The sequence below is a fragment of the Guopingia tenuis genome (assembly GCF_014384805.1).
Lineage (GTDB): Bacteria > Bacillota > Clostridia > Christensenellales > Christensenellaceae > Guopingia > Guopingia tenuis.
Genome location: NZ_JACRSS010000001.1, coordinates 215,254 through 240,216 on the forward strand (window position 1 = coordinate 215,254; position 24,963 = coordinate 240,216).

25 protein-coding genes and 3 tRNA genes are annotated in these 24,963 nt (G+C 48.6%); 21 read left to right on the forward strand and 7 right to left on the reverse strand.

The window, feature by feature from the left end:
- Positions 1-17 precede the first annotated feature (17 nt).
- The 11 genes from H8693_RS01065 (at position 18) to H8693_RS01115 (ending at position 8,609) form a co-directional block, all read left to right on the forward strand.
- Entirely contained in the window at positions 18-1,208 is a 1,191-nt protein-coding gene (locus H8693_RS01065; RefSeq protein ID WP_407926339.1) for a serine hydroxymethyltransferase, read from the forward strand.
- 190 nt (positions 1,209-1,398) lie between these two features.
- Positions 1,399-1,481 (forward strand) — tRNA-Leu (locus H8693_RS01070).
- A 256-nt stretch (positions 1,482-1,737) separates the two neighbouring features.
- Positions 1,738-2,280, forward strand: a complete 543-nt coding sequence (locus H8693_RS01075) for a nitroreductase family protein (protein WP_330605705.1) — start codon at positions 1,738-1,740, stop codon at positions 2,278-2,280.
- A gap of 79 nt (positions 2,281-2,359) precedes the next feature.
- Positions 2,360-3,052 (forward strand): DNA/RNA nuclease SfsA, encoded by a 693-nt coding sequence (gene sfsA / locus H8693_RS01080; protein WP_249279428.1) that lies wholly within the window; start codon positions 2,360-2,362, stop codon positions 3,050-3,052.
- Between the two features lie 17 nt (positions 3,053-3,069).
- Positions 3,070-4,284 (forward strand): exodeoxyribonuclease VII large subunit, encoded by a 1,215-nt coding sequence (gene xseA, locus H8693_RS01085; protein WP_249279429.1) that lies wholly within the window; start codon positions 3,070-3,072, stop codon positions 4,282-4,284.
- Positions 4,281-4,463, forward strand: coding sequence for an exodeoxyribonuclease VII small subunit (gene xseB / locus H8693_RS01090; RefSeq protein ID WP_249279430.1), 183 nt, complete (start codon positions 4,281-4,283; stop codon positions 4,461-4,463). The genes xseA and xseB overlap by 4 nt, the downstream gene beginning before the upstream one ends.
- Before the next feature lie 129 nt (positions 4,464-4,592).
- Positions 4,593-5,540: a carbohydrate kinase family protein gene (locus H8693_RS01095; protein ID WP_249279431.1), complete on the forward strand. Its 948-nt coding sequence runs from the start codon at positions 4,593-4,595 to the stop codon at positions 5,538-5,540.
- Between the two features lie 12 nt (positions 5,541-5,552).
- Positions 5,553-6,494: a carbohydrate kinase family protein gene (locus H8693_RS01100; RefSeq protein WP_249279432.1), complete on the forward strand. Its 942-nt coding sequence runs from the start codon at positions 5,553-5,555 to the stop codon at positions 6,492-6,494.
- Between the two features lie 88 nt (positions 6,495-6,582).
- Positions 6,583-7,530 (forward strand): carbohydrate kinase family protein, encoded by a 948-nt coding sequence (locus tag H8693_RS01105; protein WP_249279433.1) that lies wholly within the window; start codon positions 6,583-6,585, stop codon positions 7,528-7,530.
- A gap of 60 nt (positions 7,531-7,590) precedes the next feature.
- Positions 7,591-8,487, forward strand: coding sequence for a radical SAM protein (locus H8693_RS01110; RefSeq protein WP_249279434.1), 897 nt, complete (start codon positions 7,591-7,593; stop codon positions 8,485-8,487).
- Between the two features lie 45 nt (positions 8,488-8,532).
- A tRNA-Ala gene (locus tag H8693_RS01115) sits at positions 8,533-8,609 on the forward strand.
- A 392-nt stretch (positions 8,610-9,001) separates the two neighbouring features.
- On the opposite strand, the gene H8693_RS01120 is transcribed toward H8693_RS01115, so the two are convergent.
- On the reverse strand, positions 9,002-11,494 hold the full coding sequence (locus tag H8693_RS01120) for an excinuclease ABC subunit UvrA (RefSeq protein ID WP_249279435.1): 2,493 nt from the start codon (positions 11,492-11,494) through the stop codon (positions 9,002-9,004).
- A 405-nt stretch (positions 11,495-11,899) separates the two neighbouring features.
- Here H8693_RS01120 and H8693_RS10765 point away from each other — a divergent pair, with 405 nt between their 5' ends.
- Together H8693_RS10765 and H8693_RS01125 are read left to right on the forward strand one after the other, a co-directional pair.
- On the forward strand, positions 11,900-12,181 hold the full coding sequence (locus H8693_RS10765) for a 4Fe-4S dicluster domain-containing protein (RefSeq protein WP_407926332.1): 282 nt from the start codon (positions 11,900-11,902) through the stop codon (positions 12,179-12,181).
- A 48-nt stretch (positions 12,182-12,229) separates the two neighbouring features.
- The gene (locus tag H8693_RS01125; protein ID WP_249279436.1) at positions 12,230-12,478 is read left to right on the forward strand and encodes a heavy-metal-associated domain-containing protein; all 249 of its coding nucleotides are present in this window, start codon (positions 12,230-12,232) and stop codon (positions 12,476-12,478) included.
- 131 nt (positions 12,479-12,609) lie between these two features.
- Here H8693_RS01125 and H8693_RS01130 read toward each other — a convergent pair whose 3' ends face one another.
- From H8693_RS01130 to H8693_RS01145, 4 genes are all read right to left on the reverse strand, one after another.
- Entirely contained in the window at positions 12,610-13,449 is an 840-nt protein-coding gene (locus H8693_RS01130) for an aldo/keto reductase (protein ID WP_249279437.1), read from the reverse strand.
- Between the two features lie 217 nt (positions 13,450-13,666).
- Complete coding sequence (locus tag H8693_RS01135) at positions 13,667-13,963, reverse strand: flavodoxin (RefSeq protein ID WP_249279438.1); 297 nt, start codon at positions 13,961-13,963, stop codon at positions 13,667-13,669.
- Positions 13,960-14,289 carry a carboxymuconolactone decarboxylase family protein gene (locus H8693_RS01140; protein ID WP_249279439.1) on the reverse strand — a complete coding sequence of 110 codons (330 nt, stop codon included), beginning with the start codon at positions 14,287-14,289 and terminating at the stop codon, positions 13,960-13,962. The genes H8693_RS01135 and H8693_RS01140 overlap by 4 nt, the downstream gene beginning before the upstream one ends.
- A 13-nt stretch (positions 14,290-14,302) precedes the next feature.
- Positions 14,303-14,809 (reverse strand): flavodoxin, encoded by a 507-nt coding sequence (locus H8693_RS01145; RefSeq protein ID WP_249279440.1) that lies wholly within the window; start codon positions 14,807-14,809, stop codon positions 14,303-14,305.
- 118 nt (positions 14,810-14,927) lie between these two features.
- On the opposite strand from H8693_RS01145, the gene H8693_RS01150 reads away from it, so the two are divergent.
- On the forward strand, positions 14,928-15,827 hold the full coding sequence (locus H8693_RS01150) for a LysR family transcriptional regulator (protein WP_249279441.1): 900 nt from the start codon (positions 14,928-14,930) through the stop codon (positions 15,825-15,827).
- A gap of 351 nt (positions 15,828-16,178) precedes the next feature.
- Here the strand turns inward: H8693_RS01150 and H8693_RS01155 are convergent, their stop codons facing one another.
- Positions 16,179-16,433 (reverse strand): hypothetical protein, encoded by a 255-nt coding sequence (locus H8693_RS01155; RefSeq protein WP_249279442.1) that lies wholly within the window; start codon positions 16,431-16,433, stop codon positions 16,179-16,181.
- A 347-nt stretch (positions 16,434-16,780) separates the two neighbouring features.
- On the opposite strand from H8693_RS01155, the gene H8693_RS01160 reads away from it, so the two are divergent.
- From H8693_RS01160 to H8693_RS01180, 5 genes are all read left to right on the forward strand, one after another.
- Entirely contained in the window at positions 16,781-17,761 is a 981-nt protein-coding gene (locus H8693_RS01160; protein ID WP_249279443.1) for an aldo/keto reductase, read from the forward strand.
- A gap of 125 nt (positions 17,762-17,886) precedes the next feature.
- Positions 17,887-19,068: an iron-containing alcohol dehydrogenase gene (locus tag H8693_RS01165; RefSeq protein WP_249279444.1), complete on the forward strand. Its 1,182-nt coding sequence runs from the start codon at positions 17,887-17,889 to the stop codon at positions 19,066-19,068.
- A 66-nt stretch (positions 19,069-19,134) separates the two neighbouring features.
- Positions 19,135-19,611 (forward strand): Cys-tRNA(Pro) deacylase, encoded by a 477-nt coding sequence (ybaK, locus tag H8693_RS01170; protein WP_249279445.1) that lies wholly within the window; start codon positions 19,135-19,137, stop codon positions 19,609-19,611.
- A gap of 23 nt (positions 19,612-19,634) precedes the next feature.
- Entirely contained in the window at positions 19,635-20,156 is a 522-nt protein-coding gene (locus H8693_RS01175) for a nitroreductase family protein (RefSeq protein ID WP_249279446.1), read from the forward strand.
- Positions 20,157-20,226: 70 nt separating this feature from the next.
- Positions 20,227-20,556, forward strand: coding sequence for a PadR family transcriptional regulator (locus H8693_RS01180; protein ID WP_249279447.1), 330 nt, complete (start codon positions 20,227-20,229; stop codon positions 20,554-20,556).
- A gap of 706 nt (positions 20,557-21,262) precedes the next feature.
- Here H8693_RS01180 and H8693_RS01185 read toward each other — a convergent pair.
- Positions 21,263-21,349: transfer RNA gene (locus H8693_RS01185), tRNA-Leu, on the reverse strand.
- Between the two features lie 127 nt (positions 21,350-21,476).
- On the opposite strand from H8693_RS01185, the gene H8693_RS01190 reads away from it, so the two are divergent.
- Together H8693_RS01190 and polA are read left to right on the forward strand one after the other, a co-directional pair.
- Complete coding sequence (locus H8693_RS01190) at positions 21,477-22,265, forward strand: SIMPL domain-containing protein (RefSeq protein ID WP_249279448.1); 789 nt, start codon at positions 21,477-21,479, stop codon at positions 22,263-22,265.
- A 137-nt stretch (positions 22,266-22,402) separates the two neighbouring features.
- Positions 22,403-24,961, forward strand: coding sequence for a DNA polymerase I (polA, locus tag H8693_RS01195; protein ID WP_249279449.1), 2,559 nt, complete (start codon positions 22,403-22,405; stop codon positions 24,959-24,961).
- Positions 24,962-24,963: the final 2 nt, after the last annotated feature.

Sequence of the window (24,963 nt, forward strand, 5' to 3'; positions counted from 1 at the left end):
CCCAGGTATTTGAAGCCATGCAGCAGGAGCTGAACCGGCAGGAGGGAAATATTGAGCTGATCGCCTCTGAAAACTTTGTTTCGGAAGCCGTGATGCAGGCGATGGGCTCTCATCTGACCAATAAATATGCAGAAGGCTATCCGGGCAAGCGGTATTATGGCGGCTGCCAATATGTGGATATCGTTGAAGATTTGGCACGGGAGCGTGCGAAAAAGCTGTTTGGCGCGGAGCATGCCAATGTGCAGCCTCATTCCGGCGCCCAGGCCAATACGGCGGTATATTTCGCCATGCTGAATCCCGGGGATACCATTATGGGCATGAGCCTTTCCCATGGCGGCCATCTGACCCATGGAAGCCCGGTCAATATCTCCGGAAAATATTTTCATTTTGTTTCTTATGGCGTGGATGAAAAAACAGAGCAGATCGATTATGATGCAGTGGAAAAGCTGGCAGAAGAATGCAAACCCAAGATGATCGTTGCAGGTGCCAGCGCCTATCCCCGCAAAATCGATTTTGAACGCCTTTCTCAGATCGCAAAGAAAGTAGGGGCATATCTCATGGTAGATATGGCGCATATTGCCGGCCTGATCGCCGCCGGACTGCACCAGAACCCCGTGCCCTATGCAGATTTTGTCACGACGACGACTCACAAGACCTTGCGCGGGCCCCGCGGCGGCATGATTCTCTGCAAAGAGGAATATGCAAAGCAGATTGACAAGGCAATTTTCCCCGGCACGCAGGGCGGCCCTCTGATGCATGTGATCGCGGCCAAGGCCGTTTGTTTCCAGGAGGCGCTGCAGCCGGAGTTTAAGGAATATCAGGCACAGATCATTAAAAATGCGGCGGCGCTGGCCAAAAGCCTGATGGAAAATGACGTCCGTCTGGTTTCCGGCGGAACAGATAATCACTTGATGTTGGCGGATGTTTACAGCAAGGGAATGACGGGAAAGGAAGCCGAAGCTCTTCTGGATGAGGCGCATATTACTGTCAATAAGAACACGATCCCGACGGAAACTCTGAGCCCATTTGTCACCAGCGGAATCCGCATCGGAACACCGGCGATTACGACCCGGGGATTCAAAGAGGAAGAGGCCGCAAAAGTGGGCAAGTGGATTGCGCAGATTGTGACGGAAGGCGAATCCGCTGTGGAAAAGGTGAAAACAGAAGTAGCCGAGCTTTGCGCTAAATTCCCGCTCTATAAGAAATAATCAAACGCCGGGGTTGGAGCCTTAACAAAAGCATGGAGGTTTTATGATATGAAACTTTCTGTGCGGCTATGAAAAATCAACCCAAATTTTAAAAACTGTTTTGCCCTGTAGGAAATTTCCTGCGGGGCAAAATTTCTATTGACTTTTTGGCGGAGAAACTATATAATAATTAGCGTCGTATGACGGCTATGCGATCGTGGCGGAACAGGCAGACGCGCACGTTTGAGGGGCGTGTGGGAGACCATATGGGTTCAAGTCCCATCGATCGCACCACGGGCGACGGCTCGAGCGAATATCGCAATTCACTTTGGTGGGTTGCGATATTTTCGTTGCCGGAAAGAAAATATCCATTTCGGCAATATCTGCCAACCGTAGGAGCGGCAGAATATCGTTCATCACGGATGTGATGGGCGATAATTTTTTGACGCAAAAAAGAAGTATGAGGTATTTAGAAAATACCAAATAAAAATAATTTGACGTGTTTAAAGCGAACATGTAAAATAAAATATATCAAAGTACAATAGAATATATTGCATTTGGAAAGGAGAAAAGGATGGAAGCATATGATGTATTGTTAAACCGCAGAAGTATCCGCAAATATACGGAGCAAAGCGTTGCACCGGAAATTTTGGAAAAGATTTTGAAGGCAGGGCTTGCGGCCCCTTCGGCAAAGAACATGCAGCCCTGGGAATTTATTGTGGTGACGGATCGGGAGATGCTCGATAAACTCTCGGAAGTGCGGCCTTTCTGGAAAATGCTCAAGCAGGCGCCCTTGGCGATTGTGACGCTGGCGGATCTGCGCCTCTATGAAGGGGATAAATTAGGCATGTATGTCCAGGATTGCTCGGCTGCCACCGAAAACATGCTGCTGGCTGCCGAGGCCCTCGGTCTGGGCGGCGTTTGGCTGGGATTATATCCCCGGGAGGAACCGATCCGGGACGTCCGTGCTCTGTTGTCCATTCCGGAAGAAAGCATGCCCATCAGCGTCATTTCCATCGGCTATCCGGCGGAACAGCGGCCGGCCCACGGCGAAGACCTCTCTATGGCGAAAGTACATTACGAGAAATACTGAGTACAGAAAACGTGAATTTGGGCGGCCGCAGGGCCGCTCAATTTGCTTGCAAACCCTTGTATACCAAAGAAAGGATACTATGAAATATTGTAAGGTCTGCCCGGCAGTTTTTCTCGAGCGTCCCAACCGCTTTATTGCGCTTTGCCAGTTGAACGGAGAAACGGTCAAGGCACATGTAAAAAATACCGGAAGATGCCGGGAACTGCTGGTTCCGGGGGCGGCAGTGATTCTGGAAGAGAGCGAAAATCCCAGCCGCAAAACGCGATATTCCCTGATCGCCGTCTGGAAGGGAGCTATGCTTGTCAATATGGATTCTCAGGCGCCCAACAAGGTGTTGGGAGAAGCAATGAGACAGGGATTCCAGCTGCCAGGTATGACAGAGCCGGTTCAGCTTTTGCAGGGAGAGAAAACCTACGGGGATTCCCGGCTGGACTTTTATGGAGAGACGGCCGCAGAAAAGCTCTGGATTGAGGTTAAGGGCGTGACACTGGAGGAAAACGGATGTGCATTATTCCCGGATGCGCCGACTTCCCGGGGGGAACGGCATATCCGGGAACTGATCCGGGCGGCAAAAGAGGGATTTGCAGCCTATATCGTTTTTGTGATCCAGATGCAGGGAGTGAAGAGCTTTTCCCCAAACCGCAGGACGCATCCGGCTTTTGCAGAGGCGCTTTTGGAGGCAGACCGCGCGGGCGTCCATATAGCGGCCTATGACTGCCGGGTTGCGCCGGGGGAGATCCGGCTGGACGCTCCGGTGCCGATACGGTTATAGCGAGAGGAGGAAATCTGTTGGAGACAGCCATACGGCCTTTGCAGGTGAGCGAGGTCAACGACTATATAAAAGAATTGCTGGACCGGGATGAAAACCTGCGGATGATTTGTATTGAAGGGGAAATTTCCAACTATGTCAATCATACGTCCGGGCATGCGTATTTCACGTTGAAGGATAAAAGCGCCGCATTGAAGGCGGTGTTTTTCAAGGGATATAAGTTGGGCCTGCGGTTCCTGCCAAAAAACGGTATGCGGGTGCTGGCCGTGGGGGATATTTCGATTTATCCGCGGGACGGCGTATACCAGCTCTATGTGCAGCATCTCTATCCCGCAGGAATCGGAGAGATTTATGCGGACTTTGAAAGGCTTAAGGAAAAGTTGGCCAAAGAGGGCCTGTTTGATACGGCGCATAAAAAGCCGATTCCAAAATTCTGCGAGCATATTGGAGTAATATCCTCGCCCACGGGCGCCGCCATTCAGGATATCCGTTCGGTGGTTTCCCGCCGGTATCCGGCGGCGCAGATTGATCTCTATCCCGTGAAAGTGCAGGGGACAAGCTCGGCGAAAGAAGTGATTGCGGGGCTTGAGTATCTTAACAGGAGAAAGCCGGATGTTATCATCATTGCGCGGGGCGGCGGGGCATTGGAGGATCTCTATTCCTTCAATGACGAGGCGCTGGCCCGGGCGATCTATGCTTCCAAAGTTCCGGTAATCACGGCGATTGGCCACGAAATTGACTTTACCATTGCGGATTTTGTGGCGGACCTCCGGGCACCAACGCCCTCGGCCGCGGCAGAGCTTGCCGTGCCAGACCGCATGGAGCTGCTCGCTGCACTGGGAAGTCTGGAATCACTGCTCATGACTCGGGTGCGACAGCAGGTGAATTCCTATCAGGAAGCCGTTCGGGATCTTGCCCTTGCCATGCACACGACGGTCCAGGAAGTGTTGGAGCGGCGAGTGGAAAAGGTGTTGGCTCTGGAAGATAAGATGCTCCGGCAAAGCGAGGCACAATGCCGGAAAAAACGGGATAAAGTACAGAACTATGCAGCGGCGCTGGAGTATTTAACCCCGTTGAAGGTTTTGGCCCGGGGCTATGGAATTCTGCAAAAGCGGGGAAAAGTGATTTCCTCTGTGGGGGAAGTACATCCCGGGGAGTTGCTGGAAATCCGGCTGCGGGATGGGGAGATGACAGCGCAGGTGGAAAGCGTCAGGAAAGGAGAAGAACAACGATGAGCTTTGAAGAAAAGATGGAGCGGCTGGAAAAGATTGTGGCGCAGCTGGAGGAGGAATCCCTGCCGCTGGAAACGACGATGGAATATTATGAAGAGGGTGTACGCCTGTTGAAGGAGTGCAATGCGCAGCTTGCGGCAGCGGAAGAAAAAATGCAGGGCGTAAGAGACGGTAGAGAATGAAAATCCGCAAACGGGGATTGCGAGGCCCTGGTTCATGTGGTACCATAGAATAAGCCTTTAAAGAATCAAATACTGACCCTTACGGCTGCTGTGGTCAGCAGATAAGGGGAATTTTAAGGAGGAAAGAAAATGTTTGATATCGTCTCGCTGGCGGAAGCCGTGATTGATTTTTCCATGTGCGGGAAGGGGCCAATGGGCAATCCGGCATTTGAGATGAACCCGGGCGGCGCGGGATGCAATGTGGCGTTGCCAAACGCACTTTTGGGAGGAAAGTCCGCGTGTCTTGGGTTAGTTGGCAAAGATATGTTTGGAGATCATATCATCCGCCGGCTGAAGGAACTCAATATCAATACGGATGGCATGCGCCAGACCGGCCGCTCTACGACCCGGCTCTCTTTTGTCTCTATCGACGAGGAAGGCGACCGGCAGTTTGATTTCGTCAAAGGATCGGGAATGAAGCCGACTCTTTCAGAGGAGGATATCGATTTTTCTATCATCGCTCAGGGTAAGGTGTTTTTGACAGAATATTGCCATGAATACAAGACAATGGGTGCAGAAACAATCTTCAAGGCGATCCGTTATGCCAAGGATCATGGCGCAAAATTCGGGATGGACTTCAACTATCGTCCCAATGTATTTGCCGACGACCAGGAGGGAATCGCCTATTTGAAGGAAATCCTTGAATATGCCGATTATGTTAAGGTTTCGGAAAATGAAATGGCGATGCTCACGGGGCTGAATGAGGATGAATATGAGCGGGGTGCAAAAGCCATCCTTGCCATGGATAAAGAGGCGGTGTTCGTGACCATGGGCCCTGGTGGCTCCTATTTTGCCACAAAAGACGGGGACTGCGGATTTGTTGAGGCCTTTAAGGTGAAGGCGGTGGATACGACGGGGTGCGGCGATGCCTTTTTTGGAACGGCGCTTCACTATATGACCCGGGAGAATCCACTGCCCATGGCAGAGATCGTGCGGCGGGCCAATGCCTATGGCGCGCTCTGCGCCTTGAAACCCGGCGCATTCGACGCCATGCCCACAAAGGAAGAGCTGGAAACCTTCCTAGCAGAGCATAAATAGGAGATAGAAAATATGTATGATGTAGTTTCCGTCGGTGAGATTGTCATTGACTTTCTGATGTGTGGAAAAGGCCCCATGGGCAATCCCGCTTTTGAAATGAATCCGGGCGGCGCGCCGGCCAATGTGGTAGTAGCCAGCGCGGCGCTAGGCGCGAAAAACGCCTTTATTGGAATGGTGGGGGACGACCTTCTGGGTCGTTTTCTCATTAAAACACTGCCCAAATTCCATGTGGACAGTACCGGCATGATGCAAACGAAAGAATCCTTCAGCAATATGACCTTTGTGGATATCGATGAGGGCGGAGATCGTTTTTTCAATATTGTTGGCAAAGGAACGGATTACCTGCTGAATAAGGATACCATCGACTATTCCATCATCGATCAGGCGAAGATCGTGCATACGCCCATCGGCGTTGCGCGGAAGCAACCGGGCTATGACGCTCTGTTTGGTGTTTTGGAATATGCCCGGAAAAAGGGGAAAATTATCTCTTATGACCCCAATTTCCGCCCGGGGCAGTTTCCGACAATGGAGAAAGCAAAGGAGTTGTTCTGCAAAGGCTTGGAGTATTCCGACCTCGTGAAGGTGTCTGAGGAGGAAATGTCCATCATTACTGGAATTCCCGAGGAGAAATACGAAGAAGGCGCAAAGCGCATTTTTGATATGGGCAAGACCGCCGTGTTCATCACGATGGGCGGCAAGGGCGCTTACTATATCACAAAGGATGAAAAGGGATTTGTCCCGGGATTTCAGGTAGATGCCGTAGATACTACGGGCTGCGGCGACTGTTTTATGGGTTCCGTGCATTACTATCTGACGCATGACTGCGGATTCTCCATGGGTGAAATCGTGCGGCGGGCCAATGCGGCGGGAGCATTATGCGCAACCAAAAGAGGTGCATTTGACGCCATGCCTACGCTTGGCGAGGTCGAAGCCTTTTTAAAGACGCGAGCTTGATTTTTGCAGAGAATCGTGATACCATTTTTCAATGTGAGCCTGTAACTCATATAATTTAGATTTGACGGATTAAAGGAGAAAAAGGTATATGTTTGATGTGGTATCAATGGGCGAAGTGGTCATCGATTTTTCCCTTTGCGGCAAAGGCAATATGGGAAATCCGGCCTATGAAATGAATCCGGGCGGCGCGCCGGCCAACTGCCTGGTGGCGAATGCGGCACTGGGCGGGAAAACCGCTTTTATCGGCATGGTGGGCAACGATACCTTCGGTCATTTCCTGCATGATTCCCTGGCGAAATATCATGTGGAAAACCGGGGCATCCGGTTTACAGATGCGGGATGCACCCAGCTGACGTTTGTGGATATTGACGAGACGGGCGACCGGAGTTTCAATTTTGCGAAGGGAACCGGCACGGACGCCATGCTCACCGTGGATGATATCGATTTTTCACTGATTGATGAGACAAAGATTTTTCACACGCCCTGCGTGATTTCCCGCTGCGAACCTGGCCGAACGACGGTATTGTCGGCGCTCAAATATGCCAAAGAAAAGGGAAAAATCATTTCCTGTGATCCCAATTACCGTCCGGGACGCTGGCTGGGAGATAAGGAGCGGGCAAAGCGCCATTTCCTGGAGGTTATGCAGTATTCGGATCTGGTGAAGGTCTCCGAAGAGGAAATGTCCATCATCACGGGCGTTGGTGAGGATGAATATGAAAAAGGCGCAAAGATGATTTTGGATTCCGGAAAGACGGCGGTTTTTGTGACGATGGGCCCCAATGGTGCCTATTATGCCACAAAAGAGGACTGCGGCTATGTGGAAGGGTTCAAGGTTAATGCCGTGGATACCACGGGAAGCGGCGATGCGTTCATGGGAACTGTGCATTACTATTTTACTCATGATTGCGGCCTGCCGATCCGGGAGATCGTCCGCCGGGCTAACGCGATGGGCGCGCTCTGCGCGACAAAGCCGGGCGCATTTGATGCGATGCCCACAAAGGAAGCCCTGTATCAATTCCTGGGAGTAACAGAGTAAGAAGAAAAGAAAAAGGGACGGCCTCGGCTGTTCCTTTTTTAATGGTGTGAGGAGAAAAGTATGATTTGTTCGCTTTGCCCGCGAAACTGCGGCAAGGAGAGGCGTGAGAGGGAAGGAGACGGTTTCTGCCGGGCGGGAATGCTTCCCAAAATTGCAAAGGCTGCGCTGCATCATTGGGAAGAACCATGCATCAGCGGGAAACGCGGATCGGGTACCGTTTTTTTCAGTGGCTGCAATCTGGGATGCGTATTTTGCCAGAACTATAAGCTAAGCCATGAGGATTATGGGGAAATTGTGAGTATAAGACGCCTAGCAGAGATTTTTTCTGAGTTGGAAGAACAGGGCGCGCATAATATCAACCTTGTCACGCCAACCCACTATGTCCCTGCAATCTGCGAAGCCCTGGCATTGGCTAGGCCGAGCATTCCTGTGGTATATAACTGCGGCGGTTATGAAAAAACGGAAACGTTGGAGCTGCTGCGGGGTTATATTGACATTTATTTGACGGATATCAAATATTACAGCAATGCACGGGCTTTGCGTTATTCAGGGGCACCAGATTATTTTGCTGTGGCTTCTAAGGCGCTTCTTGCTATGCGGGAGCAGACAGGGCCGGCGATATTTGACGAAGAAGGGATTCTGCAAAAGGGGACAGTTCTTCGCCATCTTGTTCTCCCTGGCTGCGGGAAGGATTCTCAAAAGATTCTCCGATGGTTTTCCCGGTATGCCCCTAAGGGCACATATATCAGCTTAATGAGCCAATATATTCCCTGCGGCAAGGCGGCAGACTATCCGGAGATCAACCGGCGGCTCCGGTGCCGGGAATATGAGGAAGTGGTCTCCTTTTTGATGGAAACAGGGATCGAAGAGGGCTGGCTGCAGGATTTGGACAGCGCCAAAAAGGAGTATATTCCAGATTTTGATTTGCAGGGAGTTTTTTCGCAAGAAAAGTATTGACAGAATCCGGATTCTCGATTATTATAATACTTGTGATTTGCGAATGGGGGTATAGCGCAGTTGGCTAGCGCGCCTGACTGGCAGTCAGGAGGTCGAGGGTTCAAGTCCCTCTATCTCCACCACATTAAAAAGCCTGGAAATACGATGTTTCCGGGCTTTTTTATATGTTTGTTTTTACTATTAACCCCACGCTTAACCCCTGTTCAAGGGGACTTATGCACGCTTCTTTTTTATTTATATCGTAAGTTCTATATGATTCTTAACCGCACGCAAACAGAGATGGGTTCTGTTTTGCCGTACACGTTCCCTACACGATTTTTTAATAAAATGAAGTACATTGGCCGGCGATGGATGAAATGAACAGAAGAGAATTTTCGGGTATTGTAAAAAGTATAAATCGGTAAACGGGAAAAACATTTCCTGGGCGGACTGAAAGTGAACGAGGAGTCTTACTTTCTATTTTAGTTATATAACGTCTCTCTGGTCTATTCAGAAGGACGTTTGCCGGGAGAAATTACTTTAAATATTTCCCCGTGATGCTGTCTGGATTGCCGGCAATTTCAGAAGGGGTTCCTGCGGCAACAACGCGGCCGCCATCTTCGCCGCCGCCTGGTCCCATATCGATGATATAATCGGCATTGCGGATCATATCGAGATCATGCTCAATGACAACGACGGTCGCACCGTTGTCGATAAGAGTCTGAAATACGCCTAAAAGCGTCTGCACATCCATAGGGTGGAGGCCGATGGTCGGCTCATCAAAGACAAAAACAGTATCCGCCTGACCGCGGCCCATTTCGCTTGCCAATTTCAGCCGCTGCGCTTCTCCGCCGGAAAGACTGGGCGTCGCTTCCCCCAAAGTAAGGTATCCCAGCCCCAGACTTTCTAAAACCTCCAATCGTTGCCAGATTACTTTAAAATCCTTGCAGGCCCCGAGTGCTGTGTGTATATCCATTGCCATCAGATCGGGAAGAGAATAGGCTTGCCCCGATTTGGTTTGCAGACTTATCTTGCCAGCCTCTTTGGCATACCGGGAACCGTGGCAGTCCGGACAGGGTATATCCACATCCGGCAGAAACTGCACATCCAGGCTGATAACCCCGGTTCCGTCGCATACCGGGCAGCGCAGTTTTCCCGTATTATATGAAAAATCCCCGGCTTTATATCCATGCTGCCGTGCGTTTGGCGTTTTTGCGAAGATCTTGCGCAGATCGTCGTGGATATTTGCATAGGTAGCAACCGTTGAGCGGACGTTGATTCCGATGGGAGTAGCATCGATGAGCTTGATGCGCCCGATACCTTTGGCGTCTATGCTGGCAATATGGGTGGGCAGTTTCCTGCCAGCAATGGCTGCCTCCAACGCCGGAACGAGACTCTCCAAAATCAAAGTGGTTTTCCCGGAACCGGATACACCTGTCACTACGCACAATTTTCCTTTAGGAATATCGATATCAAGCGGCTTTACTGTATGAATTGCCCGGGTGGAGAGATGAATTCTTCCAGAAGCGAACACATCCCCGGCGGATTTTTGGAGCTGCGGCCGGATACTCCCGGCGAGAAAGGGGCCAATTTGCGATTGTGGGTTTGCGCAGACCTCCTCGATTGTTCCTATCGCAACAACATGGCCTCCATCTGCACCCGCCCGGGGACCCAATTCCATCAGCCAGTCTGCCGCGGACAGAATTTGCGTGTCATGGTCTACCAGTACTACGGAATTCCCATCGGCTACCAAGTCGCGCATTACAGCGGTCAGGCCTGCAATATTGGAAGGATGCAGGCCGATTGACGGTTCATCCAAAACATATAACACCCCAGTAGTTCGGTTGCGGACAGCGCGGGCCAGCTGTATTCTTTGGCGCTCTCCCGTTGATAGAGTAGAGGCAGAACGATCCAGTGTGAGATAGGAAAGCCCCAAATCCATCAGCCGTTTTGCCACTGCCTGAAACGAATCGCAAATGCTTTGTGCCATGGGGCGCATTTCTGCCGGAAGGGATGCGGGCACACCCTTCACCCAATGGATGAGATCCGCCAGTGTCATTTGGCAAGCCTCGTCCAAACCGATGCCGCATAGCCGCGGAGCTCTTGCCGCAGCGGATAAACGTGAACCTTGGCAATCCGGGCATATATCCTCCTTCAAAAACTTCTCCACCCGCTTCATGCCTTTTTCGTCTTTGACTTTTGCTAAGGCGTTTTCGACGGTATAGACGGCATTATAGTATGTAAAGTCCAGCTCGCCAGCCTGGTTTGAATTTTTGGGTTTATAGAAGATATGTTTTTTTACAGCAGGACCGTTATAGACAATGTCCTTCTCCTGATCCGTCAGCTGACGGAAGGGAACATCTGTGCGCACACCCATCGCCCGGCAGACATCTGCCATCAGCGACCACATCAGGGAATTCCAGGGAGCCACTGCTCCTTCGTCAATGGTGAGAGATTCGTCTGGGATAAGGGTTGCCCTGTCTACAGTGCGCACAATACCCGTGCCTCCGCATGTGCGGCAGGCTCCTTGGCTGTTGAAGGCAAGATCTTCTGCGCCCGGAGCATAAAATGTCGCGCCGCACTGCGGACAAACGAGGGGCTGTTCTGCTGCAACGGCCAGGGTAGGGGCCAGATAATGGCCGTTAGGGCAGCGATGGCTTGCCAATCTGGAAAACATCAAACGCAGGCTGTTTAAAAGCTCTGTTCCCGTTCCAAAGGTGCTGCGGATGCCGGGAACCCCTGGCCGCTGGTGCAGCGCCAAAGCCGCAGGAACATAAAGAACCTCATCTACATCAGCCTTTGCCGCCTGCGTCATGCGCCGCCTTGTATATGTGGAAAGGGCATCCAGATAGCGCCGGGAACCCTCAGCATAAAGCACCCCCAAGGCAAGAGAGGATTTTCCTGAACCGGATACCCCGGCGATGGCGACAATTTTATGCAGGGGAACCTGGATATCAATATTTTTGAGGTTATGCACCCGTGCTCCACGGATCACTATTTCCCCGGGCACATTTGTGTTTTCTTTCATAACGGACAGCACACCTTTCTGAAGGGATGGGCCACCAGATAGAATGCAGTGGACCCTATGTAAAGAATATTATAGCATAATTCATGATTTAAAGATAAAGCAAGGTTTTCTTCAGATGAAACATATAAAATGTTTTTGCTTACTTGATTTTTCCCGGGAGTAGTATATAATATAGTTAACTATTACTAACTGAAAAACGGCATAAGAAATGTTCCTGTTCCATCCTGATTTCAACGGATAGACAGGGTATGTGCCCTGGGATGGCAAGAATGGATGTGGGAGACACAAATCTTCTCATAACAAAAACGAATATAAAAAAATAATGCGGATAGTTTCTCTGGATGTGCTGGAGAGGGCGTTAGGCCCAAGTGAGGGAAAGAATTGATTCCTGGGGGGGGCGGGGTTATGAAGTGCCATGCGCTGTATGCAGATGATCCTATTACACCGCAGACGCACTGCCTGATTTATGCTGTTCCTATTCATTTTTCTGACCCCAGCACATGCATGGGATGCGGGACATGCCAACGGAAATGCCCTCTGAAACTGCCAGTCGCGGGACTGATCAAAGCTGCGAAACATGGAACTCTGGTTCCCATAAAAATTCAAAAGGCCTGCATCCGGTGCAACGCTTGCGGGTATTTTTGTAAAGCCGGGATTGATACGATGCGTTATATTATATCGCAATAATTTTGAAAGATGAAAATGTAAAATATTTTTATACGGAGGTGTATTAGAATGGTTAAAATCACAATGAAAATTGATGGAATGATGTGTGGCATGTGCGAATCGCATATTAACGATGCGATTCGGCGGTCCTTTGCAGTGAAAAAGGTTTCTTCTTCGCGGAGCAAAGGAGAGACGGAAATTATTGCAAATGATCCTTTGGATGAGGATTCCCTGCGCAAAATAATTAAAGAGACAGGGTATTCGGTATTATCTGTAAAGACAGAGGATTATGTAAAAAAAGGACTTTTCCGGCGATGAAGAGGAATACTCGGAAAAATGGGAGGGAAAAATGCCGGATACGGAGGGGTGAGCCTGAAGAAATAGTTATCAGCGGAAGAGAGAATATATAGAATGAAAAAAGGACGGCGTCTGCCGTCCTTTTACTTAAATCAAACAAGACTCATAAACCATTCCACTGTTTTGGGATCCTGATGCGAGAAGAACAGGGAGTTTCCGGTATCCAAAGCCCCTATCTCTGCCATTTCCTCACGGGTCAAGGTAAAGTCAAAAACGTCCAAATTCTCCTTCATCCGCTCCTTATGTGTGGATTTGGGGATCACAACGACCCCGCTCTGGATCAGAAAGCGAAGAGCCACCTGGGCAGGCGATTTATCATAGCGGCTGCCGATGCGGAGCAGAGTAGGATTGGTAAAAAAACCGTTTTTACCTTCCGCAAAAGGCCCCCAGGATTCGATTTGGGCGCCATGGTTCGCAAGCACCTTGCGAGCTGTCTTTTGCTGCTGAAATACATGGGTTTCAATCTGGTTTACCGCCGGCTTAACTTTGCTGAAGTGAGCCAGGTCAATGAAGCGGTCGGGATAAAAGTTGCTCACTCCGATGGCCCGCGCCTGGCCTGCCGCATAAGACTCCTCCATAGCCCGATATGTGCCGTAATAGTCGCCAAAAGGCTGGTGGATCAGCAACAGATCTACATAGTCCGTTTTCAGGTTTTGCAGTGATTCCTGAATGGATTTTTTCGCTTTTTCATATCCGGCGTTGCTGATCCAGACCTTTGTTGTGATAAACAGCTGGTCCCGCGGAATGCCACAGGCGGCAATAGCATTGCCCACTCCGCCCTCGTTGGCATAGGCCTGGGCTGTATCAATGGAACGATACCCAAGAGCAATAGCATCCAAAACACATCGTTCGCATTCCGCCGGGTCAACCTGATATACTCCATAGCCCAGCACGGGCATTTTTACTCCATTATTCAACGTTACATATTCCATATTTTCGATATCTCCTTTCCGTTTAATCGTGTGCCTATTATTTGATTTTTTCAGCCCAGCGCATGATATCTCTTTCCGGTGTAATCAATTCGGATGTATCAAACTGGACATTCAATCCCGCGTGGACATGCGCTCCGGCGCAGGCGCTGCTAAAGTCCTGAAAGGTATGACCAATCCAGCCACCATTGGTGGCAAAGGGATAAATTTCTTTCCCGGCTCAATTCTGACTCTTCAGAGCGGTGTGCATGGCCGGCGCAAAAGTATACCACCAGACCGGACTTCCAAGGATGATCTGGTCATAGGGAGAAGGAGAGGGGGATATAGAATGAATTTCCGGGAGAAAGACTTTATCAACCTCCTTCTTTCCCTGCTGCACGATGTCATTATAGTCGCCGGAATAAGGTGTTTTTGCGCGTATTTCTGCAATATCTGCGCCCAGCTGCCGGTGCAGCATCTCTGCTACCCTTCTGGTGTTCCCACCCAGAGAATAATATAGAATCAGAGTTTTTTTCATTGATTTTCTTCTCCATAAATTTCTTTTGCCATGCGGAATGCAGCCCAGGCTTTGGGCCAGCCTGCATAAAAGGAAAGATGTGTGAGAACTTCAGACATTTCCTCCGGAGTTACCCCATGATTTTTTGCATTTTGGATGTGGAATTGCAGTGAGCTGTCTAAAATGCCACTGGCCATCAGGGCAGAGACAGTAATCAGACTCCGGTCCCTGGCAGAGAGCTTATCCTCCCGAGACCAAATCTCTCCAAACAATACATCATCGTTCAATTCTGCGAATTTGGGTGCAAATTTTCCAAGGGCGTCATGCCCAGCCGTTACCTTTTTCATTTTTTCTTCCTCCTTATTTTAGAATCCATTTTTTAATTTCCTTTTCTGATCCAGCAATTCTTCCACCCTGGAGGGAAAGCCCGGGGCCAATCTCAGCTTTTGGACATATCTTCCGGAGCTCCTCTATGCTATGGCCCAGCCCGCTGCCTTCATGGGTACAAAATGGTTTGATGCGCTTTTTAGAAAAATCCAGTTTTTCCAGCAGCGTATAGACCGGCATAGGCATGGAACCCCAATAGTTTGGATAGCCAAGATAAATGGTGTCAAATTCTGTGATGGAATCGGGATAGGCTGCCAATTCCGGGCGGGCATTCATTTTTTTATCATTTTTGGCCTGCTCAATACACTCGGAATAATTTTCGGAGTAAGGGACCAGCGGTTCAATTTTAAACAGAACGCCCCGTATAAATCTTTGTATCATTTCAGCTGCGATTTGCGTATTGCCTTTGGGAAGTATTTTGATAGCGCCGGAAACATAATTTTCTCCGGCTCTTGAAAAATATAAAATCAGGGAAGCCATGTCGTTTTCTCTCCTCAATATGTCATTCTTTTATGGGATTGTAACGCAAAAATGATTGACAGAGAATCTCCGAATATTTAAAATAGTATTAACTAATAGTAAATACATGGAGAATCGGATGTATAATCATTTGCTGAAAACCTTCATATGCGTCGTGGACTGCGGAAGCCTGAATAAAGCTGCTGAGCGGCTGTTTTTAACGCCGACCGCCGTTATGAAGCAAATGAATCTTTTGGAGAAGCAGTTAAACCTGAAATTGATACAGCGCACAAACCGGGGGATTTTGGCGACAAAATGCGGACAGTCGCTATATCGGGATGCAAAATTTATAATCGCATATTCGGAAGACGCAATAGAACGCGCCAGAGAGCTGCAGGGAATGGAGAGCAAAACAATCCGCGTAGGGACCTCCATGCTCAATCCCTGCAAGGTTTTTATGGATATATGGTTTCGCATCAGCGATGCTTTTCCCCAATTCAAAATCCAGATCATTCCCTTCGAGGATGACCACCGGGGGATTTTATCCGTCATTGAAAAAATTGGAAGAGATTTTGATTTCATCGTTGGAGTATGTGGTTCCATCCAATGGCTGAACCGTTGTAATATGTATCCCTTGGGCACATATAAAAAATGTGTTGCTGTCCCCTTGGGACACCGCCTGGCTTCCCGCAAGCGGTTGAAAATCACGGATTTATATGGGGAAACGCTGATGATGGTGCGGCGGGGTGATTCTCCCTTAAATGATTTCCTGCGAAATGATCTGGAACAGAACCATCCGCAAATTCATATTGAGGACGCCGGATATTTTTATGATATTGAAGTGTTTAACCGCTGCGCAGAAACCGGAAATGTACTGCTGAACCTGGAATGCTGGAGGGATATCCATCCATCGCTTGTGACAATTCCTGTCGACTGGGAATATGCCATTCCCTATGGCCTTCTATATTCTTTGACACCGGAAAAGGAAATTCTCGAGTTTATCGATGCAGTGGAAAAATCCTTGGGGAAAAAGGCATAAGCGGAAAAAGTGTTTTTCTGCCGGGTATATATTAAAAAGAAAAGATTAAATTATAGCAGCTGTGTTTTGCTGCGAAAAAATCTGGATTCTCTTGTATATGAAAGGGAATGAAAGAGGGAATGGATATGCGGGGAAAGATAATAGTTACAATGGGTATGATCCTGCTTGCGGGAATTCTGATCAGCGGCTTTATGCGGCGGTTTCTTTTTTCCATATATGGAATGGAATTCCGCATTGTGCGGGCCGTATTTTTCGCAGATGCGTTCGCCATCATTATCCAAATCATGCAGATACAGCATAAAAAAAGGAATTTATTTTAGCATGAAAAAAGCGCCCGGGCGGGCGCCTTTTTTAGTTTAAATCCATCATCTTGGCCGTTACTCCATCCAGATCGTTGAAGGAACGAAGCATAGAATCAAGCGTCTCTTTATCTCCGCATACTTGAAGCATGATCACGCCGTCATCCGAACAATAATCCGGGTTAACCTCGTGAAGTCCTACGCGCATTTTTATGTTGCAGCCAAACTGGGTGAGCAGCTGCTGCAGCTTGGGCGCATTGCTGCTGCGGTGGTTGACCCGCAAGCCAATAATATAGAAACAATTCATGGCAAAACCTTCCTTTCCTTTTTAAAACAAGTATAGCATTAGTCTCACCCAAATAACAAGAGCATATTCGAGAATATTTCCTGCCTGTCTTGTTAAGGATGCCAGGCTGAATTTTTCTAATATTGCTGATAAGATCCGGAAGAAGAAAACACGAAAATAACTTGGAATCCAGATGCTTTTTCCATAAAAATCTGGTGGAAAGAATTGACACTGAATTGAGATTTTAGTATGATAGAAGCATAAAAACTCATGGTTATATTGTCATAATAAGCGAGGGTTTTTCGCATAGGGTGGCCGGGAAAATCCGTCTTGGTTATGAAGAATTCCATGTGAAGAGGAGGGTTATCATGCAATACAAAAAGGTTAGCAGGATTAAAGAGGAAATTTCTGTAACGGGGTTTGGCTGCTGGTCCAGCGCGGGATATAACTGGACAGACGGCAGTGTGGAAGGCTCGATTCGCGCCATTCACACAGCGATGGATAACGGGGTGAATTTCTTTGACGTTGCGCCGATCTATGGATATGGCGAATCCGAAAAGGTTTTGGGGCAGGCGATCAAGGGTCGTCGCGACCAGATTTTCCTGGCGACAAAATGCGGACTGCGTTGGGTGGAAAAGGATACCGACGGAATCAATAACCTGACAAAGGAAAGCATTTTGGAAGAAATCGACATGAGTCTGAAGCGGCTGGATGTGGAATATGTCGACCTTCTCCAGATGCACTGGCCGGATCATAACACTCCGATTGACGAGACCATGGAGGCGATGGCCTCTCTTGTCAAAGCGGGCAAGGTGCGCTATATCGGCGCATCCAATTTCTCCGCAGAGCTGATTGAAGAGGCAGATAAGATCGCGCCTATCGCATCTCATCAGGTGCTCTATAACATGTTTGATCGCAATTCGGATTCCTATTGCAATATTCCGCTGGATTATCGGACGGAAAAGGAAATCATGCCGCAGTGTGAGGCAAAGGGAATTGCCATGATCCCCTATAGCCCGCTTTGCCAGGGTGTGCTTTCCGGCCGCTTCTATCGCGGAAGAGATAAGGATTTGAAGAAGGGCGATATGCGTCTCACCAATCCGGCGATTCTGGGAGATGAGCTGGACAAAAAGCTGGATGTCGTCGATAAGCTGAAGGTTATTGCCGACGAAGCGGGCTTGACGCTTTTGGAGCTGGCTATGGGCTGGCTGATCAGCAAACCGGCGATTACGACGATCATCTGCGGTTCCCGGACGCCGGAACAGGCGCTCACCAGCGCCAAAGCAGGGGACGTTGTTCTTTCCCAGGACGTTTTGGATGCCATTGCAAAAGTACTTCCCGAAGCGTAAAAAACGATGCAAAGCCATGCGGGTTCCGCATGGCTTTCTTTTTTATTCCCATATCTTGTGGTTTCTGGAAATTCGATGTATACTAAATCTATCAGAACACAAAAAAACAAGTGGGGAGGCATATCATGAACAATTTTGAGCTTTATAATCCGACGCGCATTCTCTTTGGAAAAGGAATGGAATATGAAGTGGGAAAACGGGTGGCGAAATACAGTAAAAAGATTCTCCTGCATTATGGACAGGGGAGCGCAGAGAGAAGCGGCCTGTTGAATATTGTCCGCCAGTCTCTCAGAGAAGCCGGTGTGGAATTTATCGAGCTGGGCGGCGTGCAGCCCAATCCCCGCGCATCCTTGGTATATAAAGGAATTGAGATCTGCAAGAAGGAGAATATCGACTTTATTTTGGCGGTAGGCGGCGGAAGCGCTATCGATTCGTCCAAAGCCATCGCTTTTGGCGTTCCCTATGACGGCGATTTTTTTGATTTCTATTCAAATAAAGCGGTTCCCAAGGCAGCACTGCCGGTGGCTACCGTGCTCACCATGCCGGGGGCCGGGAGTGAGAGCAGCGACAGTTCGGTAATTACCAACGATGAATTGGGAACCAAAACCAACTGCAATGATGAAATGATCCGCCCGGTATTTTCCATTTTAAATCCGGAATATACGACGACGATTCCGGTGTATCAGACGCTTTGCGGAGTCACGGATGCGATCTCTCATGTGCTTGAGCGTTATTTTAATAATGATACCTTTGAAGATGTAACCGACCGGATGTGCGAAGCGCTGGTCCGCTCGCTGATGAAATACGCGCGGTTGATTATCAAAGATCCTGAAAACTACGACTACCGCAGCGAAATCATGCTGGCCTGCAAATTTGCCCACGATAATACTGTGGGTATTGGCAGAACCCAGGATTGGGCGTCCCATAATCTGGAGCATCAGCTGAGCGCGCTCTATGATGTTCCGCATGGCGCTGGACTGGCGGTTATTACGCCGGCTTGGATGAAATATGTTTACAAGACCAATGTTGCCAAATTCATTCAGTTTGGTGTCCGCGTGCTGGATATTGATGTCAATGTTGGAAGCGACAACGATTTGGATAAAATGGCGTTGGCTGCTATTGAAAAATTTGAGGCGTTTTTGAATGAAATCGGCATGCCCACGCGGCTTTCCCAGCTTTGTGACTGTAAGGCGGGGGATATTGAAAAAATGGCGGATTTATGTGTGGATTTCTATGGCGATCCCATTGGGGGATTCCAAAAACTTCACCGCGATGATATGATCGCTATTTTCCAGCTGGCAGAATAACGAAAAGAGGGGAGACGGGGTCTTGCGATAGCCGGGCTGCCGTCTCTTTTATAGAGGCAGAAGAGCATGAATAAGACAAATGTAATGCGCATCCTGGACAAAGCTAAAATACCTTATACTCCATATTACTATGCGACAGAGGATGGAAAGATTGACGGCGTCTCTGTGGCGCAGAAAATGGGTCAGGACCCAGCAACAGTTTTCAAGACGCTGGTGGCCATTTCAAAAACAAAGGAGCTGTTTGTATTTATCATTCCTGTCGCCCGGGAGCTGGATCTGAAAAAGGCGGCGATGGCAAGCGCCCAGAAGAATATGGAAATGCTGCCTCAGAGCAAGCTGCTTCCTATGACGGGCTATATCCACGGCGGGTGTTCTCCTGTGGGCATGAAAAAGCAGTATGCCACATTTTTGGACCAAAGCGCCCGGGATTGCCCGGAAATTTCCGTGAGCGGCGGGAAGGTCGGAGCGCAGGTGCGTCTATCGCCGGATGCTCTCCTGCAAATCTCAAAAGCGGTTTACGCGGATCTGACGCGTGAGAAATAGAAAGAAAGCGAGGCAAAAAAATAATGAATTTTGATAAATTGAGCAAAAACAGATATTCCATGCGGAATTTCAGCAATGAAAAAATCCCGGCGGAAATGTTGGCGCAGATTTTGGAAGCAGGGCGGGTTGCCCCGACGGCAAAGAATCTGCAGCCCCAGAGGATTCTCGTTGTGCAGGACGAAGAACGGCTAAAGCAAATGTCGGAAATATGCTCCTGTATTTTTGGAGCGGCAACGGTTCTGGTTGTTTGTTCGGAGAATGGAGCGGCTTGGGAAAGTCCCTTTGATGGGCGAAACAGTGGAGAAATGGATGCCAGTATAGTGGCAACGCATATGATGCTTCAGGCGGCAGATATTGGAGTGGGAAGCTGCTGGGTCTGCTATCTTGACCGGGAAAAGATGGCCGAGCTTCTGCAAATTCCGGAGCAGTATACGCTGCAGTGCCTGTTGGTTATGGGGATGCCGGGGGAGAAAGCCGCTCCTTCCGAGAGACATAACAAGAGGTTTGCTCTGGATAAGACGGTTTGGTTTGAGAAATTTAAATAATATATGAAATAGAGTATTATATATCAAATAATATAATTTGACACATATATAGCGTCGGAGAGAAAATAAAATGGAAATGCAAAGCGAATTTTTGCGCGGAAGCCTGGATACGATTGTGTTGGGATTTTTGCGCGAAAAAGACTCTTATGGCTATGAAATTTGCCGTAAAGCGAAGGAACGGTGCCATGGGGAATATGAGCTGAAAGAGACATCTCTCTATGGAACATTTCATCGCCTGGAAAGTCATGGTTGGATTGAAAGCTATTGGGGCAGTGAATCCCAGGGCGGCCGGAGAAAATATTACCGCATTACTGAAGCGGGAATTGAAGTCTATCATCAAAACCTCATTAATTGGGAATTTGCAAAGCGCATCATCGATACTCTCTTAAGCGGCGAATAGCTCGGCGCAGAATGCAGGGTATTGGGAGATGGCAGGATTGGAAAGTATCCTATGTTTTCGCGGCCCAAAACACATGATATTTTTTCTGCGAAAAAATTTACTGATTGATTTGCAGAAATTAACTGTTATTGGTGGTTGCTTTTTCTGGTGAAAAATGTACTGGAAAGCACATAACAACGATAATGGATTTTTTTATATTGGTGATAGCAAGTGACAATACAAAATAAATTTTTGTTTTCCAGCGATTTAAATATGCAAGAAGCCGGATACTTGTTTCGGAAAACCCTGCCAAATATCTGGGAAAACACTTGTGCTCCTCGCTCATCCCAGTCACGGATATGTTATAATGATATCCGCTCGTTTGTTTGAGCAATTAGGGTACTTTTCTATTCTTTTTGCGCGGAAACTTTCTCCAGAATCTGCCTGGCAATATCATCGTGTCGGCTGGAAAGCGCGTCAGGGTACCTTAACTGGGGTTCATCAAGGAAACTATCTGCGCCTGAAACTGCATTTTTGGGCAGGGATGTAGTTGAAAGATTTCAAACGCTGCTAAATCCTTGTTTTTTATTTTTGCGGAGTTTTATTGTTGTCATATCTTTTTTTCTATTTTGCGGGTTTATAATTCCCGCTTTTTTATTGTTTCAACGCGAAAAAATATTTTTCCATCGCATACAAAACGCGGGGCAAAGAAAACTTTGCCCCGCCATGGTGCCGAAGGCCGGACTCGAACCGGCACGGTGTCGCCACCGGTGGATTTTGAGTCCACTACGTCTGCCAATTCCATCACTTCGGCTTAAAAGAACGATTACTATTCTAGCATACAAATAAAAAAACGTCAACAGAGAATCCGAAAAGTTCTTGGGTATATTCCTCCTTTGGATGGAAAGACTAGATAGTAAATATTGGGAGGTTATATTCAGATGAAGAAAAAATTATTTTTTTGTTTCTCTGCTCTTTTGTGTCTCTGGACCGCCCTGGCCGGCTGTGCACCTCAGGCCGGCAAACCGGCTTTTGCGGAATCAACGGATAACAATATCGCAGCAGTGAGCAGCAGTACGGCGGAAGAGCAAAGCGACCGTGTCGCAGTGATTGGTTCCGCCTCAGTGACGCTCGTCCCGGATATGGCGGAGCTTACCTTTGATGTAACGACAGACGGCAATACAGCGGCAGATGTAACGGCACAAAATGAGAAGGCCGTCAATAAGGTGACGGAGGATCTCATCAGCTCTGGAATCAAAAAAGAAGATATCCAAACTTCCGGGTTCAGCGTATACCCGGAATATACATATGACGACCAGGGCAAAAAGGCCTCCAACGGTTACACTGCCACAACCAGCATCACTGTTACCATTCGGTCGGTGGATTCTATCGGTAAAACCGTAGACCAGGCGATCAAGAGCGGAGCAAACGGGGCCTACGGCATCACCTATTCACTGAGCAATGGAGAGGCAAAATACAATGAAATGCTGGCGCAGTCCTATGAAGCCGCAAAAAAGAAAGCAGATGCCTTGGCAGCGGCAGCAGGAAAAAAGACGGATGGAGTTGTTTACATGGAGGAGAACCAGCAGGCCTATGAAATGGCAATGACTCAAACAAGCCAGACGGTTTCCGCAGCAAAAGAAACAGGGAACGAAAATTCGGAGACTAAATTTGAGCCGGGTTCTATGGAAATTTCAGCACAGGTGCAGTTTGTGTTTGCGCTGAAATAATATATATCCAGCAGCCAGGGCCGCATAAATGGAATGTGGCCCTGTTTTTGTTCCATTTGATTTTTTATAGGAAATATGATACAGTCGGATAGAGTATAATTGTAAAGGAAATTTTCAGAACCTTTGGAGGTAAACCCATGGGAAATACCATGATTGTTATCGACGGTAACAGTCTGATACATAGAGCATTTTATGCACTCCCCCCCATGAAGAAGAGGGATGGAGCGCCGACAAACGCTGTTTATGGCTTTATGACAATGTTGTTTGGTCTTGTGGATTCCTATCAGCCCCAGTATATGGCGGTGGCCTTTGACCGCAGGGAAAAGACCTTCCGCCACCAGATGTTTGAGGAATATAAAGCGGGGCGGCGCAAGACGCCCGATGAGCTGATTGCGCAGTTTCCCATTCTCAAACATACGCTGGATACCCTGGGGATTGCCCGTCTGGAGCTGGCGGGCTACGAGGCGGACGATATCTTAGGGACGCTTTCCCATCAATATGCCGGGGAAGATATGGAGGTCTATCTGGTCACGGGTGACCGGGATGCTTTTCAACTGGTAACGGATCATGCCCGGGTTCTGATGACCCGCAAGGGTGTGAGCGATCTTGAGGTATTCGACGAAGCCCATATGCAGGAGGTTTATTCCCTGCGGCCGGGTCAGATTGTAGATTTAAAAAGCCTGATGGGCGATTCTTCGGATAATATTCCCGGGGTTCCGGGAGTGGGGGAGAAAACTGCCGTCAAGCTGCTTTCCCAGTTTGGCACACTGGATTCTCTCTATTCTCATTTGGATGAACTGCCGAAGAATAAGCTCCATGAAAAGCTGGAATTGAACCGGGAACTGGCTTATTTATCGCAAAAGCTGGCGCGCATCGATCAGAATATTCCTCTTAACACCAAGTTATCCGAATTGGCGTTTGCGGGTTTACAGGACGATTCTCTGCGCCAGGCGCTGGAAGAATTGGAGTTTACCTCTCTCTTAAAACGCCGGTCTTTGGAGCGGGAAAAGACAGCGGCCGTGGAAGAAGAAACCCTGGATGACATTCAGAAGTTAAAGAAAAAAGCGGAAGAATGGGAGGAGGCTTCCATGATTGCCCTTCATTATGACGGGGAGAAGCTGAGTCTATCTTTGCAGCGGGATAGAGAATTTATTGTTCCCATTACATTATCATTGCTGGGCGGGGGGATATCCCCGGAGGATGTTTTCTCTTGCCTGAAGCCTCTGCTGGAGAGCAAAAAAGCCGCAAAGATTATGCACGATGCAAAGGCTTTTCTGCATGACTGCGCAAAATTTGATATTTCACCGCAGAATATTGCCTTTGATACAATGGTTGCCGCCTATGTTCTGAATCCAACGCGCAGAAACTTCTCTTTGGAAAAATTGAAGGAATATTATGGCGCGGATGGCAGTGCCGCGGCGGTTATGGCTATTTATGAGCAGCAAAGAAAGCAGATTGATGAGCTGCAGCTGGGGCGGATATTTTATGACATCGAAATGCCGCTGATTGGGGTTCTGTTTGATATGGAGCAGGAGGGATTCACCGTGAATCTCCAAACGCTTGAGGAACTCTCCGCCCGGTATGCGGAGGACATCGCGCGAATCACCAGCGAAATATATGCTCTGGCAGGAACGAGCGATTTCAATATTGCCTCTACCAAGCATTTGGGAGTAATTCTCTTTGAAAAACTGGGCCTGCCGGTCATTAAAAAGACCAAAACAGGATACTCGACGGATATCGAGGTGCTGGAAAAGCTGCACGACCAGCATCCTATTATTGAAAAGATCATTGAATACCGGCAGCTTACCAAGCTCAAGAGTACCTATATTGATGGACTCATGCAAACGATCCGCAGCGCAGATCAAAAGGTTCACACGACCTTTAACCAGGTGGCGACGGCGACAGGGCGTATTTCCAGCACAGAACCAAATCTGCAGAATATTCCCATACGTTCTGCGCTGAGCGCGGAGATACGCAATGTGTTTATTCCCTCCAAGCCGGAGAATTATATCGTTTCGGCGGATTATTCGCAGATTGAGCTGCGTGTTCTGGCGCATATTTCCGGAGATGCGCACATGTGCGATGCTTTTCTGCATGATGAGGATATCCATACGAGAACGGCAGCAGAGGTTTTTGATGTGCCGCCCTCAGAGGTTACGGCAGAAATGCGGAGCAGCGCTAAAGCGGTAAATTTCGGCATTGTCTATGGGATCAGCGATTTTGGCTTGGCTAGGAATCTGGGGATTCCCCGCTATAAGGCGGCGGAATATATAAAAAAATATTTAGAGGAATTTGACGGTGTCCGCACCTATATGCATACGATTGTGGAGCAGGCAAAGCAGGACGGCTATGTTCGGACCCTCTGGGGCAGAATCCGGTATATTGACGAACTGTCCTCCTCCAATTATAATACGCGTTCGTTTGGAGAGCGGGCTGCTCTCAATACGCCTATCCAGGGAACAGCGGCGGATATCATCAAATATGCGATGATTGAGGTGCCTCGGCGCTTTCGTGAAAAGAATCTGCAATCCAAACTGATTTTGCAGGTGCATGACGAACTGATCGTTGATGCGGAGCCGGAAGAGCTGGAGCAGGTGAAGAAGATATTGGTTGACACAATGCAGAATGCATGTAAAATGAAGGTTACATTGAAGGTCAATGTTAGTGAAGGAAAAACTTGGGCAGAGGCCAAATAAAA